Origin of the sequence: Paenibacillus ihumii (assembly GCF_001403875.1) — a bacterium.
Lineage (GTDB): Bacteria > Bacillota > Bacilli > Paenibacillales > Paenibacillaceae > Fontibacillus > Fontibacillus ihumii.
In genome coordinates, this window is record NZ_LN884297.1 from 1 (window position 1) to 16,085 (window position 16,085).

A 16,085-nucleotide genomic window follows, 5' to 3' on the forward strand; every position below is an offset into this window, starting at 1 on the left:
GCTCCGTCTTTCATTGCTTCTTCATGCGATGAAGCAAATTATCCGGTATTAGCTAACGTTTCCGCTAGTTATCCCAGGCTGAGGGGCAGGTTGCCTACGTATTACTCACCCGTCCGCCGCTAGGTTGGTTCGGAAGCAAGCTTCCAAAACAACCCCGCTCGACTTGCATGTATTAGGCACGCCGCCAGCGTTCGTCCTGAGCCAGGATCAAACTCTCCAATAAAGTTGGACATCCCTCACCCGAAGGCGATGACGATCCAGTTGGAATAAGCTGATTAAGCTCATTTTGAATCTGACGAGATCAGATTTGCATCTGACTCTATTATTTAGATTTCACTTCCGTGAAACCCGCTCACTCGTTGTTCAGTTTTCAAAGATCAACTTCGTTTTTTGTGTGTCGCTGTGTTTCAGCGGCGACTTAAATAATATAACATATACTATTTCGAATAGCAAGTATTTTTTGATAGAAATAATTTCTTTTAAATCCTTGCCATCCAACCCCGCGATGAAATATCCTGTCATCTTTTGTCGGGACATTTACTATATCATATGATGCAAGCATTCAGCAAGTGATTTTGCAATCATTTTATATAGAAAAAAAAGGGAGGAGTGCTCTTCGCGCCTCCTCTCGCTTTTGATTAACTATTAATCCACGGATTTCGTTTGCCTCTTCTTTTTTTAAGTGTTGATCTCTTTCCTTTTGACGCTGAGCCTCGCCCTTGTTGATTGCTTTTATTTGCTTCAGAAATCTTAACCTCTTTTTTTGCGGGCTGCTTTGCGCCTGTCGATTGTTTAGCCTCCGGATCAGAAGATCTTTCTCCAATTTCATTGCCTTCATTGACTGCCTGAGTCACACCTTGCTCTTCCCTAGTCCCGCCTTTATAGCAATATTCCTTCAAATGATCCGGTGCGCCGAATCCGCCTAACGGGGATTCAGGAACATTCGGCATACCTCCATAATATGGCTGGGCCGGATATGGCCCGTTAGCATAAGGCTGAATAGGCGCCGGATATCCCGAACAGCCGCAAGGCGAATAGGAATGCTTTGGTTCATAATAAGGCGCCTGCCAAGGATGCGGAGCGTTCGGTGAAGCATTAACCGCCGCTAAGGGAGCGTTGTTCGGTGGAAACTGGGCATGCCCCCAAGAAGCATTCTCCCCTCCATGGAACGGCGAATTAGGTCCGTAGCTTTCCGGCATAACATGGCCTTGCTCATGATAACCATAGGAAGGATAAGGTTGGTAAGTATGGCTGCCATAGTGTCCATAATGATCCATCGGAGCGCATGGGTTTACGTACTGAGGCGACTGATATGGAGCATTGGAAAGGCCCGGGTACTCGCCCTTGGCAGATTCGTTTGGCCAGGCTGGCGGAAAATCATAATAGGAGGACACCTTCTCATTCTCAACCTGATAAGGAAGGAACAAATTTTCCGTTTGCTTGCCGTGGCCCGAGCATCCGCAAGGCGGATAAGGCAGCGACTGCTCCGGCTTAAGCACAGGCGGCGGCTCAACCTGGAATTGATATGGCGAGATCAGCTCTGGACATTTCTGTTTGGGGGGGCAAGGCGGCTCCTCGTATTTGATCGGCTTGACCTCCATTTGTGGAAGCTGCTGAGGAATAACTGGCATGATGTTCTCGACAATTTTAATATTTTCGACCTTAACGCTTTCCAGCTTAATGTTCTCCGGCTTTACTATCGGGGCTGGGTTCGGCTTTTCCGCGATTGGTTTAACATTCTCAGGCTTAACATTCTCCGGTTTAATGTTCTCAGGCTTAATGTTTTCCGGTTTTATATTCTCCGGCTTGATATTCTCCTTAGGCGCCGTATTCTTCTTCTCCACCGGACTAACCGGTGCGGGATGAGCTGCAATATTATCAGGCGGATTGTTTGACCCCGCTGATTCGGGGCTCGGAATGTTGACAACCTCCCCTACTTTGAGGACGTTAGGGTCGCTTAACTGAGGATTCGCATTCACCAAAGCCTGCAAAGACACTCCCCAAGCTTTGGCCAGCTTCCAGAGGGAGTCCCCTTGCTTCACGGTATGCTTGTAGATGATCCCCTCCCCTACAGGTACAGCCGTTGCCGGAATTTTCACCTTCATCCCTACGCTTAGAACATCTGGGTTGCTGATTTGCGGATTGGCCTCAATTAACTTCTGTAAAGGAACATCATACTTTTTTGATAAATCAAATAAAGTATCTCCTTTTTTTACAATGTGTATTTTCACGCGCTAAAGACCTCCTAGGTATCTTCTCCGGACCGTGATCTTCGCCCGGGGCCCATTTAATACATCCTATGCAGGAGCCCGGCTTTTGACATCCATGTAACGAAAAAAACCTATCCTTCTTTGAATAAAAAAGGATAGGTTTCACAATAGAAGCTGATTACCAGACTTTCAAGCCGTCTTTATCAACGATGCTGCGGAATTCCTCCAGCAGCTGGAGCGTGATTGGCCCGGCATGTCCTTCACCGATAATGCGCCCGTCTACCTCGCGTACCGCAATTACCTCAGCAGCCGTCCCGGTCAGGAACACCTCGTCGGCTACGTATACGTCATGAAGCGTGAACGGCTCTTCCTTGAGCTTATAGCCCTTCTCGTGGCAAATATCTATGATCGCCTGCCGGGTAATGCCCTCAAGCGCACCCAGGTAGCATGGCGGAGTCGTAATAACCCCGTTTTTCACGATAAAAATATTATCCCCGGACCCCTCAGTGACGTAGCCTTGCGAGTTCAACATAATGGCCTCTCCTGCACCCGACAGGTTCGACTGGATTTTAACTAAAATATTGTTCAAATAGTTCAACGATTTGATTTTCGGATTCAGCGCATCCGGAATATTGCGTTTCGTGGAGACGGATACTGTCTTCAGACCAGTTCTATACGCTTCCTCTGAATAAATTGCGAGCTGCTCAGCGATGATAATGACAGAGGCCTTAGGGCACCGGTTCGGGTCAAGGCCCAGGTTGCCGGCACCGCGGGATACAACCAGGCGGATATAACCGTCGCGAAGCTCGTTGCGGCGCAGGGTCTCCACCAAGGCGTCCTCCATCTCCTGATAGGTTAAAGGAATATTCAGCATGATGGACTTCGCGGAATCGTACAAGCGGTCCAAGTGCTCCTTGCATTTAAAAATATTTCCGTTATAGATGCGAATTCCTTCGAATATTCCGTCGCCGTATAGGAAACCGTGATCGTACACGGATACCTTTGCATTTTCCTTTGTTACGAATTGTCCATCTAAATAAATCCATTGTTCTGCCATTATTTCCGCACCTCCAGCTTTTGGTTTTTTACAGAATAACTCGGGTAGGATCCGAGTATGCGCACTTGGCAGCCTAATGCCTCAATTTCCCCAATGGCCGACTGCAGCAACACAGAGTCCAGGGAAGATAGAACATCCATGTAAAAATAATAACTTCCAAGCCGTTTCTTCGTAGGCCTCGATTCGATCCGGGATAGATTCAGCTTGCGCCAGGCAAATGCCGACAGGACCTGATGAAGCGCACCCGGAAAGTCCTCCGGAAGCGTAACGAGGATACTCGTCTTATCCTGAGCCGCATCGTTCCTCTTCAACTGGAGCGGCTCCTGGCCGACCAGGACAAAACGGGTATAGTTGTTATCGTGATCCGTTACCTGTTCCGCTAAAATATCGAGGCCATGCGTCTTGGCGCCCAGCGCCGTGCCGATAGCCGTCAAGCCCTCTCCCGGCCGCTGCTTCACCATCTTAACGGCCTCCGATGTGCTTGCGACATGCTCCAGCTCCGCCTGAGGCATATGAGCCTTCAAAAACTGCATGCACTGCGCCATGGCTACCGGATGGGAGAGCACCTTCGTCACCTTGGAATAATCCAGCAAATTCGAATCGGAATCCGAAACAAACTCTTGCTTGTCACCGATTAAATTCTGGATGGACGGATATACCCACTCTACCTGCATCGGGATATCGACTTCGTGTACGAGCCAGTCCATATGCAAGCTGACAGAGCCTTCAATCGTATTCTCTACTGGGATAACGCTGTACTGGCTTTCCCCATTTGCCGTTGCCAGAAATACGTCGGAAATCTGCTTGCAATGGAGCAACTGAACCTGTTCTTCGCCGAATAGATGAAGAACTGCTTCATGCGATACCGTGCCTTCCGGCAGCAATGCGATCACTTTCATGCTCTGATTTCCCCTTTTATGGAATCGATAAACTGCTCACCTTTTGTTATAGTAAGCGTCTGAGCACCTTGTGTGCAAGGTCTCAGCCAAATCGTCCGAGCCTCAATTCCCTGCTCATTGAGCACTCCGAGCAAGAAATGCTCTAATTCTGTCCCTTTTCCCTCTCTGCGGTCCGTCAGTGCCAGCAGCGTAGGGCCAGCTCCGCTAAGGGCCGCCCCCAAAGCCCCGTGCTCTGCGGCCTCTTCCAATATCCGCGCCATGCCTGGAACCAGCGAAGCGCGGAACGGCTGATGCAGACGATCCTTCATCGCCGTGCGGATCAAGTCCAATCTGCCGGAAGCCATCGCGGCGGTGAAGAGAGAGGTACGGCTGATGTTGAACACGGCATCGCCCAGGCTGACCTGTTCCGGAAGCACCTGTCTTGCTTTCGCCGTGGAGAGCTGGAACTCGGGAATCGCCACCAGCACCTCCAGATCGTCCGGCGGCTCGATCCGCAAATAATCAGCATGGGATCCATCCCAGACCGCCGTAATCAATCCGCCGAATAAGGAGGCTCCGACATTGTCCGGATGCTTCTCCAGGGCGGTCGCCATATCGAACAGCTTGGCCTGATCCAGAGGAGCGCCAATTAGCTCATTCGCGGCGACGAGCGTACCGACGATCGCCGATGCACTGCTGCCAAGTCCTCGGGTAAGAGGGATGTCAGAATACATGGATATTTCCAGCTCAGGAAGGTCAACCCCCGCTTCACGAAATACGGATTGGGCTACCTCGTAAATAAGATTGTTCTTATTCGTAGGAATCCCCAGCATCTGATCGCCGTATAGGTGGATTTCCGTCGTATCCGCCGGCTTCATTTCAATCCAGGCATAGAGCGATAGAGCCATGCCGAGCGTATCGAAGCCCGGTCCAAGATTGGCCGTGCTGGCAGGCACCTTTACGCGCACGCCCGCTTCGGACATCATTGCTGCTCTCCTTGCAGCTTCGCGATAGCCGCCATAACCGCTTCTTCCGTATCCTTGACGACAAGCGGCTCGCTGCCGATGCTCTTGATCGCAATATTAGGATCCTTCAAGCCATGGCCGGTCAATACGCAGACGACGGTCTCCCCGCCTTTAAAATAGCCCTCACGATGGAGCTTATACACGCCGGCAACGGAAGCAGCAGAAGCCGGTTCAGCAAACACGCCTTCGCGTGCAGCGATCGTCTTATACGCCGTCAGTATTTCCTCGTCGGTTACGTAGTTGATTTGCCCGCCGGACTCCTCCGCTGCAGCGACAGCCGTTTTCCAGCTGGCTGGATTGCCGATCCGGATGGCGGTTGCTACCGTTTCGGGCTCCAGAATCGGCTCGCCTTTGACGATAGCCATGGCTCCTTCGGCTTCAAACCCGACCATGCGCGGCAGCGAACTGCTCTTGCCATGCTGATGGTATTCCTTGAAGCCCTTCCAATAAGCGGAAATGTTCCCCGCATTGCCGACCGGAATGGCCAGCACGTCCGGAGCCTTGCCTAACTGGTCGCAGACCTCAAAGGCTGCTGTCTTCTGCCCTTCAATCCGATACGGATTCACCGAATTAACCAATGTGATCGGATGCTTGGCCGTAATGTCGCGGACGATTTCTAGCGCACGGTCGAAGTTTCCTTCGATCGCAATAACCTTGGCTCCGTAGATCATCGCTTGGGCCAGCTTGCCGAGAGCGATGTTATTGTTCGGAATCAAAACGATACAGTTCAGGCCCGCGCGAGCCGCGTATGCTGCGGCTGCGGCGGAGGTGTTCCCCGTAGAAGCGCACATGATCGTGCTGCTGCCTTCCTCAATGGCTTTAGCCACCGCCATAACCATGCCGCGATCTTTAAATGAACCCGTCGGATTAAGTCCCTCGTATTTGAAATACAAGTCGAGGCCCAATTCCTCGGACAGATTATCCGCGCGCACAAGCGGCGTATTTCCTTCATGCAGAGTCAGCAGCGGCGTATTGTCATTGACTGGCAAATATTCTTTGTACGTATGCAGCAATCCAAGATATCTCATGAAATAAAACCCCTTCTATATTAGGAATGAAACGCAATTAAGCCTAACCTTCTACCCGGTATACACTCTTGACGCGGCGAATGACCTTCAGCGTCTCGAAATGCTTCAGCACTTTATCCATGTTGGCCTTCGAGGCATGGTGAGTAACGATAATGATTTCCGCATCCGGCGTATGCTCGTTCGGCGATTGCACAACCGATTCCAGACTGACGTCATATTCCCCGAACACCTGGGTAATTTGGGCAAGCACGCCTGCTTTGTCGTCAACTTCAAGCAGCAGGAAGTTCTTGTAGGCGATTTGCTCGTCGCTCTTAAGCTTCTTCGGCTTGTAGGGAACCATGGATTTCAGGCCGTTAACCCCCAGCTTCAGATTCTTTACAACCGCAACCAGATCCGCAACAACTGAGGTCGCCGTCGGCATTTCCCCAGCGCCGGCTCCGTAGAACATCGTCTCGCCCACTGCCTCGCCATGAACGTAGACCGCATTGAACACGCCGTTAACGGCTGCGATCGGATGGCTCTTCTTGACCATCGTCGGCTGTACGCTGACGCTGAACTCATCGTCCTGGCGATCGGCGATGCCAAGCAGCTTCATTTCGTAGCCAAGCTTCTTCGCATAAGCGATATCCTCTTTGGATACGCTCGAAATGCCCCGGACATCCACATCGCTAAGCTCCACATTCGTGCGGAAGCCAAGCGTGCCCAGAATAACCATCTTGCGGGCGGCATCCAGGCCTTCTACGTCGGAGGTGGGATCCGCCTCAGCATAGCCAAGCTCCTGAGCTTCCTTGAGAACATCCTCGTAGGATGCATCCTCCTGACTCATCTTGCTCAAAATAAAGTTCGTCGTCCCGTTGACGATCCCCATAATTTTAACGATCCGATCGGAGGAGAAGCCCTCAATCAATGTACGGATGATCGGAATGCCCCCGGCCACGCTCGCTTCATAAAATACGTCGCATTGCTTCTCTAGCGCCTTGGCCATAATTTCCGTGCCGTAAAGGGCCATTAAATCTTTATTCGCCGTCACGATATGCTTGCCGCGTTCCAATGCTTCAAGAATATAAGACCTGGTGGCCTCGACGCCGCCCATCACCTCGACGATGACATCGATTTCGGGATCGCGGATCACCTCCCAAGGATCCTCTGTAAGCTTGCTTGGTTCGATTTCAATGCTTCTGGCCTTCTCCAGATTCTTGACGGCTACCTTCTCAATGATGATCGGAGAGCCGACCTGGCTGCTCAAATCCTCCTGGTGACCTTCGACGATGCGCACAACGCCAGTTCCTACAGTGCCTAGCCCGAGTAAACCTACCTTAACGGGTTTCAATATAAGTCCCCTCCTGTTCCCTATGCGGGTTATTATCGAAAATTGTATTGCTGCGGGAGTACCTATCCTTGACCGACGATTTGGATTTTCTTTACGCCGGGAATATCCTGCAGAGCCTTGAGCATCTTATCCAGCTCCTCTGTCAGTCGCGACGTTTCTACAGATATGACTACATTGGCTCTTCCTTGCAAAGGGATGCTCTGATTAATCGTGAGCACGTTCCCGCCCGATCCGGCAATCAGAGACAGTACTTGGGATAAAATGCCGGAGCGATGCTCGAGGTCGAACGATATCGTTACGATTTCTTCCCGTTCCATTTGATTCAGTGGATGAATGCCGTCCTTGTACTTATAAAAAGCACTGCGGCTAAGCCCGACCTGCAGCGTCGCTTCATGCACGGTCTTGACGTCCCCTGCGGCAAGCAGCTGCTTTACCTGAAGCGTCTTGATTACCGCCTCCGGCAAAATATCCTCACGGACCAAGTAATAACGCTCCTTCACAAACGTCCTCCCCTTAGAGACTGTTGTTTTCGTATAGTGGACATTATAACGGAAAGAAAGTCCGGAGGCAACCTATTTTCCGTACAGATTTTTGCGGATTTCCATCGCCGTAGAATCTGTCCGGAAAACAACAAAGAGCACCCGGCAAGGTGCTCTTCTTATGCAAGCATTAATAGTAGCTGCTTCCCTCAACAAATTCGAATTCAAAATCGCCAATCCGAACGATCGTCCCATCCTTGGCACCACGTTTGCGCAATTCATCGTCCACGCCCATATGGCGCATCGTCCGCGCGAGCTTGAGAATCGCGTCATGCGTATTCAGTTGCATCCGCTTCATCATTCTTTCGATCTTCGCGCTCTCGACGACAAAGTCCTCGTTCTCGCGGCGAATCACGAAGTCCTGCTCTTCTTCCTTCTCCAGCTTGTAAATTTTGCGCTCGCTTAAATCGGTCACTTCTTCGATTGCCGGCTCCTCCGGAATTTGATCGAGCAGGTCGGCCGTTCTATAGAGCAATTCCTTAACGCCCTGCCGAGTCAGAGAGGAAATCGGCATAATCTCAAGATCAGGGCGAATTTCGCCGACCTGCTTGCGGAATTTCTCCAGATGCTCCTCCGCTTCAGGCATATCCATTTTGTTCGCGGCTACGATTTGCGGACGCTTCTCCAGCTCCGCATTATACAGCTTGAGCTCTTCATTGATCTTCATCCAGTCTTCAAAGGGATCGCGGCCTTCAGACCCGGCCATATCGACGACATGGATAATGACGCGCGTCCGCTCCACGTGGCGGAGGAATTCATGCCCGAGTCCGACGCCTTCATGTGCGCCTTCAATGAGCCCCGGCAGGTCGGCCATTACGAAGCTGCGTCCCTCGCTGACGTCCACCACCCCGAGGTTTGGGGTAATTGTGGTAAAATGGTAAGCCCCGATCTTCGGTTGAGCTGCGGACACGACCGACAGCAGCGTAGACTTGCCGACGCTCGGAAATCCGACCAGGCCTACGTCGGCCATCACCTTAAGCTCCAGCACGAGCCAGCGCTCCTGGCCTTCCTCCCCATGCTCAGCCAGCTCTGGAGCCGGATTGCTTGGCGTCGCAAAGCGGGTGTTGCCCCGCCCTCCGCGGCCGCCGCGGGCCACAACGACCTGCTGGCCGTGCCTCGTCAGGTCGGCGAGCACCTCCTGGGTATCGTCATCGATAATGACCGTGCCCGGCGGGATCCGGACGATCAAATTCTCGGCATTGGCGCCATGCTGGCTCTTGTTCCGGCCCTTGACCCCGCGGTCTGCCTTAAAGTGCCGCTGATAGCGGAAATCCATAAGCGTTCGCAGCCCTTCATCCACCCGGAAAATGACGTCGCCGCCCTTGCCGCCGTCGCCGCCCGCAGGGCCGCCTTCCGGAACATACTTCTCCCGGCGGAAGGCAACGATGCCGTCGCCGCCGTCACCGCCTTTTACATACACTTTTGCTTTATCTATAAACATGCATTCACCTCTTTTGAATTTCCGCACGGCATCCTAAGCCGCACCGAAGCCGCTTCGGAATCTCCATGTTCGGCACGGATTGGCTTCCCGGATACGGCCTCACCGAGCCGCTCCTGCAGGATCTCCCTGTTCCCGGGAGCACCCTCCTGCTCGAAGCTCACCAGCACCTCGCCCTGCTCTAGCCCTATCGACATTTTAAGCTGCAGCATTTCTCCCCAGGAGGAGCGGCCGGCAATTTGGAAAGCCCGGATCGTCGCAATGATCGCCTCTGTCAAATCCTCGGCATCCTCTGATGTTAGCAGCCTTCCGAGCTCCAATTCATCCTCGATGTCGACCGCTAGCTGAACGGAGCTGTTTACTTCACGGAAAGATTGCAGGTAAAATACCAGCGAAGGGATGCCTAACCGAGATATTTTGCTCTCGACAGCCATCCTTTCCTTTATTCTGTCCACACAGCTGGCCAGTTTATCAACTTTGCCAAGCTGAATGTATCCGTACAATATTTGCAGGTCGTTCATCCAATCATGCCGATGATGGCCCAGCGTAGCGGCCGCGGTTCTTTGGACCGATTCCAGCAGCTGCTTGCGTTCATGAGCCATCTGTTTCTTCAAATACTTCATATAGCCCCACAACACCGCCAGCAAACATACGCACAACACAACATACCATACTGTCGATTCAACGAAGTATAATATCACCAACATAGCAAGCGTAAGTATTCCGGCCATGACCGGTACTGTGAACCGATGTTTCATGAATTTCCCCGTTCCTCTTCATTTGGATACTAGACCTTTTTAACATCTTTACCCAGTATATCACAATCCTTGTCCCGGCAATATCTAAAGAAAAAAGTCTGCCGGACCGGCGACTCTCCAAGGAGCCAGGCCGCGTTAAGCGGAAAATGTCTCCGTGAGATCAGGCCGATAACGCTCCGCTGCTTATGCTTGCTGATATCTTAAAAAAGCCCCCGGCACGAATGCCGAGGGCTCATAAGCGAAGCTATGGCAGCGACAGCGATTAAGCTTCGACTGCAGCCGCTACAGGAGCAGCTTCCACAGGGTAGACGCTCACTTTCTTGCGATCGCGTCCCCAACGTTCGAATTTAACAACGCCATCCACTTTCGCAAACAGCGTGTCGTCTTTACCGATTCCCACGTTGGTACCCGGATGAATCTTCGTTCCGCGTTGGCGAACAAGAATGCTTCCGCCCGTTACAGTCTGGCCGTCGGCACGCTTCACGCCAAGACGTTTAGCGATACTGTCGCGTCCGTTCTTCGTGGAACCTACGCCCTTCTTGGATGCGAATAACTGGAGATCCAATTTTAACATCGTAGTCTACCTCCTTCTTTTAAATAATAATATCCTGTATCTGAATATACTCACCGTATGTCATTTCGATACTTTGCAGCATAACGACCATGGAAGCGAGGAGTAGCTGTGCCTGCTCCCGAGACTCCGGCTGTTTCACATGAGGAAGATTCGCGCTTAAGAAGCCGTTCTTCATCTTGGAATCCATCACGACTCCAGTGAGCGATTCGATGGAATTAACCGTACCTACGGTAACGGCGGATACCCCGGCGCACACAATGTCTTGACCCGGATCGGCATAATGGGCATGACCTTCTACCTTAAACCCCCGTATGTCGTTATCCTTGCCGCGCAATATGGAGACGCTAATCAAGATACGCCACCTTCTTACGCTTGGATTTTCTCGATGGTCACTTTCGTGTATGGTTGACGATGACCTTGCTTCTTGTGGTAGTTCTTCTTCGGTTTGTATTTGTAAACGACAACCTTGCGGCCTTTGCCGTGTTTTTCAACTTTCGCTGTTACACTAGCACCGGCTACTACAGGAGTTCCCGCCACCAAACCGTCGCCTTTGGATACAGCCAATACACGGTCGAACGTCACGCTTGCGCCGTCCTCTGCGTTCAATTTCTCGATGTAAAGAACATCGCCTTCTTGAACGCGGTATTGTTTACCGCCAGTCTCGATAATTGCGTACATTTTGCTTGCACCTCCTCATGTCTCAGACTCGCCTAATTCAGGTGCGCCGCGGCAAGCGGCGATCTTGTAGACCTGATCGGAGCGGTTACAGCATGTGTACAAGACTCACTCATAACACATACCTCAATATAATATCACGGAGTATCTCTAAAATCAATTTTTTTCGATAAATTAATCCATGCCTGATGCGGCCGATTCTTCGCGAATTCTTTTTCGTGTCATTTCCAGCAATCCAAGCCTCGTCCAGCCGAGAATATGATGCTGGGTCCGATCGCCCTGCATGCAGCTGTGGAGCTTGTCCAGTACGGCATCGCGGTGCTCATCGCGATCCATATCGATGAAGTCGATGATAATAATGCCTCCGGTATCCCGCAGGCGGATCAATCTGGCCATTTCAGCAGCCGCCTCCAGATTCGTCTGGAACACCGTTTCCTCGAGCGAATTCCCGCCGGTATATTTTCCGGTATTCACGTCGATAACCGTGAGCGCCTCCGTCTGATCCCATACCAGATATCCGCCGCCGGGCAGCCACAGCTTCCGCTGAAAATCCTTCTCCAGCTGGCTTTGGACGCCGTAAAACTCAAATAGGGGAATATCCTTGTCGTGTATTTTGATAGGACACGGACTTCCGGGAAGCATCATTTCCAGGAACTCGGCCACTTCCTCGGCCCGCTTGGCACAATCCATGATAATCTCATCCGTCTCCGGGCTGTAAACGTCCCTCATCAGCCGCTGGACCATGCTGAGATCCTGGTGCAGCAAGGCCGGAGCAGCATAAGACCTGCTCTTCTCCAGGATCGCCGCCCACTGCTTCCGCAGCAGTGACAAATCCAGCTCGATCGCCCCCAGCTCCTCCAGCTCGGCTACCGTCCGGAGAATAAGTCCTTCCTCTTCCTGCCGCAGCTGCTCGCCGATCGCTTTGAGCCGCTGCCTCTTCTCTTCGTCTATAATCTTCTTGGATACGGCGACATAGGCGGCCGAAGGCATGTATACGAGCCAGCGGCCCGGAAGGGAATAATGGGTCGTTACGCGCGGTCCCTTGTTGCCGATCGCATCCTTCACGACCTGGACAATCATATCCTGGCCGGGCTGGAGCAGCTCGGAGATCAGCGGCTTAACCTTGGGCTGTCTCTCCAAGTGCGGATGAAGCACGTCATCAATATATAGAAAAGCATTCTTCTTCTGTCCGATATCCACAAATGCAGCCTGCATGCCGGGCAGCACATTAACTACGCGCCCTTTAAAAAAACTGCCGACAAGCCCTCTTGCCTGATTGCGTTCGGCAGCGTATTCCACCAATCTGCCATCCTCCTGAAGCGCCATCTCGGTAGAGCCGGATTTGCAGTGAATCATCATCCGTTTCACGATCTCACCCTCTGTCTGCGTTGTTGCCACAATAAATATTTTATGATTATACCACGGCAGGAGCTACGCCACAGGCCCTCTCTTGAAGAAGGAATAAATTACCTTCTGTTCCGGCACGACGGCAATGATTTGTCCCTGACGATTCATCACATAGATAAAATGGTACTTCTCTCTTTTAAATAGACGCAGAATATGCTCCAAAGGTTGCTCTTTATCCGCAACGATCGGCTGCGCCAGGCTGCCATGCAGCAGATGGCGAGGAAGCGAACGCTCCCTGTTCATCAGGAAGCGCAGGAACCGATAGGGAATATTGCGGTAATCCACATAATTGGAATAGAGCAGGAACAGGCCGATCATTAGTAAATTCAACTGAAGTGTACCGCCTGGGAGCAGAAGGGGGAACAGCGCATATCCAATAAGGAGAAGGCTGAATAACAGGCTTATGCGGAGCGACCAGACCAAGGCCAGATGATAGGGAAACGCTATGCTGCATATAGACTGAAATATTTTCCCCCCATCCAGCGGAAGCACCGGCAGCAGATTAAAAAGAGCAATCAGGATATTCCCCTGCACGAAATACTCATAGAAGGGCCCGTCCCACAATCCTGCGGCATGCAGCAGCCAGGCACAGCCGATCAGCAGCCCGTTCTGCAGGGGTCCGGCAAGCGCAATAGCCATCTCCCGCCCTGCATTCAAATAAGCCGTATCCTCCATGACGGCGACGCCGCCGAAAGGCAGCATCTGCACGGAATTCACTTGAACGCCGAACCATTTTGCAGCAGCGATATGGCCCCATTCATGAATAAACACGATAGCGAACAAGGTCAGCAGCTCCAGGAAATGGCCGGTAATGACGGAAGCCAGCATAACGAGAACGAAGAACGGATGAAAGGATATCGCAATGCCGCCCCATCTAATCAAATGGAATCACATCCGCGGGATCAATATAGCGTTCATCCTTTTTCAAGGCAAAATATAGGGTAGGCACAACCTGCTCGCTTCGCGCTTCGAGCCGGCCGATCAATCCTCCGTTCTCCACCCAATCCCCTTTTTCCACGAAGGCCTGCTCCAAATGGCCGTATATGGACACATACCCTCCGGCATGCTGAATGACGATCGTCTCCCCGGTAAAGGCATCCTTGCCCATGCTGAGCACCCTGCCCGTTTCTACGCTTTTAACCTGTAAGTCCGTACTCGAATCACTGGCAGGGACAATGTTTATGCCCTTCAAGCTCAGTGCGAAGGAGCCGGCGATCTTCCCATCCATTGGAACCGAGAAGCTCTGAGAATTGTTGACCTTGACCCCTTGCTCCTCATTTTGCCGGAAGATCGGGATGAAGGTCGGCGCTCCCCCAAAATTGCGCTTATACCATGCTTCAGCTGCACCGAAATCCATTTCATAGGTTAAAGAATGGGCCACGAATACGCGGACCGATCCCGCCCAGGGAGGCTCGTACCGGTTGACTGCCCACAAAGCGGCAAAAATCACCATGCTGACGAATAAGCGAATGAAAAGCATGCTCCAAAAGGAAGAGCCCCTTCCGTCATTCGGCAGCACGGGAGCCTGCTCCCCGAATAGGCTGGATTCCCTCCAGCGTCCCTGGCCGTGCTTCCACATCCACTCCGGGTCCTGCTCCTTGCCGTCCGTCCCCTTAGGAACAGCTATCTCCTCCTGCGGCGGCCGTCCGGATATCCGGTCTATGCTCCGGCTCGAGGGATTGCTGCCCTCACGCCGCCGCGCCGCATCATAGTTTCCGTCATGCATGCCGTTCATTTCGCGGCGTTCTCCCGAAACCAATTGCTTGATGCGTTCTTCCCGCCGCCGCTTCACATTCGACTTTACGTCCATCGATCTCCTTCCCCTCCGAACGCGCTGGCCGCTCTTATTCTAAGGCAGGCCGAACGCAGGTTGTACCCAGCAAACATGTTGTACTTAGTTTATGAACGGCTTGGGCGGAATATGAACAAGCCCCGCGATTGCAAGAAGACGAAAGCAGCCGAAAGCAGCCGAACGCGCACAAAAAAAACCGGCACCTCCAGCACCGGTGCCGATTCTAATCCACTTCATATTTCTCCTGATGCAGCAGGATGCTGAACACCAGGCCTATGCACAGCATATTCAGCAGCAGTGATGTCCCTCCGTAGCTTATGAACGGCAGCGTAATGCCCGTAATCGGCATCAAGCCGATCATCATGCCTACGTTCTCGAAAATTTGAAAGAGGAACATCCCCGAGATGCCCACGATGATGTAGGCTCCCCGCCTATCTATGCAGCGAAGCGCAATTTGGATCATCCTGTAGATGAACAGGAAATAGAGCAGCAGCAATATCGACGAGCCTAAGAAGCCGAATTCCTCGCCTACCACCACGAATATCGAATCCGAATAAGGATAAGGGACAAATCGCTTATTCTTAAGCTCTCCCTCCAAAAATCCATCGCCCGTCAGCCCGCCGGAGCCGATGGCGATCTTGGCATAGCTGGACTGATGCTTGGCGTCGTTCGAAGCCTCATCCGGATTAATGAACGTATTGATTCGCTGATACCAGTGCAATTTGCCCTTCTCGCTTAAATAATCGTGAATCTGCTGGTTGTAAAGATTAAACAAGGTAACGAACGCGATCAGGAAGGCAACGAGCACCGTGAGGCCGATCAGCACATGACTGTACTTCGTATTGCCAATCCACAGCATGGCGCAGAGCACCACGAGATAAATGATGGCATTTCCCAAATCCGGCTGGATCAGCACCAGCATAAATGGAAGCAGGGTCACTGCCGTAATCGGGATAACGTCACGGCGGAAGCTCAGAGGCTGGCCCTGCCGTTTGCCGAGCAGATAGGCTGTAGTCATGATCAATATGATCTTGACCAGCTCTGCGGGCTGGAACAGCAGTCCCCCCGGAAGCGTGAACCAGCTCCGGGCTCCGTTGATTTCCGGCGCAAATAAGAAGACAAGAACGAGCAGCAAGCAGCCCGTTCCGTAAATATACCAGCTATATCGAAGCAGCGTCCGGTAGTCGACGATCGACACCCCTAATACCACGGCAAAGCCAAGACCATAGAACAACAGAGTCTTTAGATCGTAGTTCTTGAAATCAGGCGCATAAGGAGCAATTGCACTGTGGACGAGCAGAGTGCTCATGATCATGAAGACGGCCAGGATCGCCATCATAAGCCAATCGATTCTTTTGAGTTTAAAAAGCAACA

The 16,085-nt window shown here is 52.0% G+C and carries 16 protein-coding genes, 1 rRNA gene and 1 other annotated feature; all 17 genes read right to left on the bottom strand.

Translation table 11 applies throughout. The annotated features are described in order from the left end of the window. Positions 1 to 223 (bottom strand): 16S ribosomal RNA (locus tag BN2762_RS02830); the annotation flags it as partial. A 415-nt stretch (positions 224 to 638) separates the two neighbouring features. Then, entirely contained in the window at positions 639 to 2,231 is a 1,593-nt protein-coding gene (locus tag BN2762_RS02835) for a LysM peptidoglycan-binding domain-containing protein (RefSeq protein ID WP_055105529.1), read from the bottom strand. A 157-nt stretch (positions 2,232 to 2,388) separates the two neighbouring features. Continuing rightward, the gene (ilvE, locus tag BN2762_RS02840; protein WP_055105530.1) at positions 2,389 to 3,267 is read right to left on the bottom strand and encodes a branched-chain-amino-acid transaminase; all 879 of its coding nucleotides are present in this window, start codon (positions 3,265 to 3,267) and stop codon (positions 2,389 to 2,391) included. Beyond that, complete coding sequence (gene pheA / locus BN2762_RS02845; protein ID WP_055105531.1) at positions 3,267 to 4,166, bottom strand: prephenate dehydratase; 900 nt, start codon at positions 4,164 to 4,166, stop codon at positions 3,267 to 3,269. Before pheA ends, ilvE begins: the two co-directional genes overlap by 1 nt. Next, positions 4,163 to 5,131, bottom strand: coding sequence for a homoserine kinase (gene thrB / locus BN2762_RS02850; protein ID WP_055105532.1), 969 nt, complete (start codon positions 5,129 to 5,131; stop codon positions 4,163 to 4,165). The genes pheA and thrB overlap by 4 nt, the downstream gene beginning before the upstream one ends. Continuing rightward, positions 5,128 to 6,198 (bottom strand): threonine synthase, encoded by a 1,071-nt coding sequence (gene thrC / locus BN2762_RS02855; RefSeq protein WP_055105533.1) that lies wholly within the window; start codon positions 6,196 to 6,198, stop codon positions 5,128 to 5,130. Before thrC ends, thrB begins: the two co-directional genes overlap by 4 nt. 43 nt (positions 6,199 to 6,241) lie before the next feature. Beyond that, complete coding sequence (locus BN2762_RS02860) at positions 6,242 to 7,528, bottom strand: homoserine dehydrogenase (protein WP_055105534.1); 1,287 nt, start codon at positions 7,526 to 7,528, stop codon at positions 6,242 to 6,244. A gap of 62 nt (positions 7,529 to 7,590) precedes the next feature. Further along, complete coding sequence (locus BN2762_RS02865; protein ID WP_055105535.1) at positions 7,591 to 8,028, bottom strand: ACT domain-containing protein; 438 nt, start codon at positions 8,026 to 8,028, stop codon at positions 7,591 to 7,593. A gap of 169 nt (positions 8,029 to 8,197) precedes the next feature. Continuing rightward, positions 8,198 to 9,508: a GTPase ObgE gene (obgE, locus tag BN2762_RS02870; protein WP_055105536.1), complete on the bottom strand. Its 1,311-nt coding sequence runs from the start codon at positions 9,506 to 9,508 to the stop codon at positions 8,198 to 8,200. Next, positions 9,499 to 10,263, bottom strand: coding sequence for a Spo0B domain-containing protein (locus tag BN2762_RS02875; protein WP_055105537.1), 765 nt, complete (start codon positions 10,261 to 10,263; stop codon positions 9,499 to 9,501). Before BN2762_RS02875 ends, obgE begins: the two co-directional genes overlap by 10 nt. Positions 10,264 to 10,525: 262 nt before the next feature. After that, positions 10,526 to 10,837 carry a 50S ribosomal protein L27 gene (rpmA, locus tag BN2762_RS02880; protein ID WP_055105538.1) on the bottom strand — a complete coding sequence of 104 codons (312 nt, stop codon included), beginning with the start codon at positions 10,835 to 10,837 and terminating at the stop codon, positions 10,526 to 10,528. A gap of 19 nt (positions 10,838 to 10,856) precedes the next feature. Continuing rightward, positions 10,857 to 11,189, bottom strand: coding sequence for a ribosomal-processing cysteine protease Prp (locus BN2762_RS02885; RefSeq protein WP_055105539.1), 333 nt, complete (start codon positions 11,187 to 11,189; stop codon positions 10,857 to 10,859). Between the two features lie 14 nt (positions 11,190 to 11,203). Beyond that, positions 11,204 to 11,515 (bottom strand): 50S ribosomal protein L21, encoded by a 312-nt coding sequence (gene rplU / locus BN2762_RS02890; RefSeq protein WP_055105540.1) that lies wholly within the window; start codon positions 11,513 to 11,515, stop codon positions 11,204 to 11,206. Between the two features lie 14 nt (positions 11,516 to 11,529). Further along, positions 11,530 to 11,612, bottom strand: a sequence feature (ribosomal protein L21 leader region). 74 nt (positions 11,613 to 11,686) lie between these two features. After that, complete coding sequence (locus BN2762_RS02895; RefSeq protein ID WP_392391561.1) at positions 11,687 to 12,871, bottom strand: Rne/Rng family ribonuclease; 1,185 nt, start codon at positions 12,869 to 12,871, stop codon at positions 11,687 to 11,689. A 72-nt stretch (positions 12,872 to 12,943) separates the two neighbouring features. Continuing rightward, a complete protein-coding gene (locus BN2762_RS02900; protein ID WP_055105542.1) occupies positions 12,944 to 13,801 on the bottom strand; it encodes a M50 family metallopeptidase in 858 nt (285 codons plus the stop codon). Then, positions 13,794 to 14,729: a M23 family metallopeptidase gene (locus tag BN2762_RS02905; protein WP_055105543.1), complete on the bottom strand. Its 936-nt coding sequence runs from the start codon at positions 14,727 to 14,729 to the stop codon at positions 13,794 to 13,796. Before BN2762_RS02905 ends, BN2762_RS02900 begins: the two co-directional genes overlap by 8 nt. A 205-nt stretch (positions 14,730 to 14,934) precedes the next feature. Continuing rightward, complete coding sequence (locus BN2762_RS02910) at positions 14,935 to 16,083, bottom strand: FtsW/RodA/SpoVE family cell cycle protein (RefSeq protein ID WP_055105942.1); 1,149 nt, start codon at positions 16,081 to 16,083, stop codon at positions 14,935 to 14,937. Positions 16,084 to 16,085: the final 2 nt, after the last annotated feature.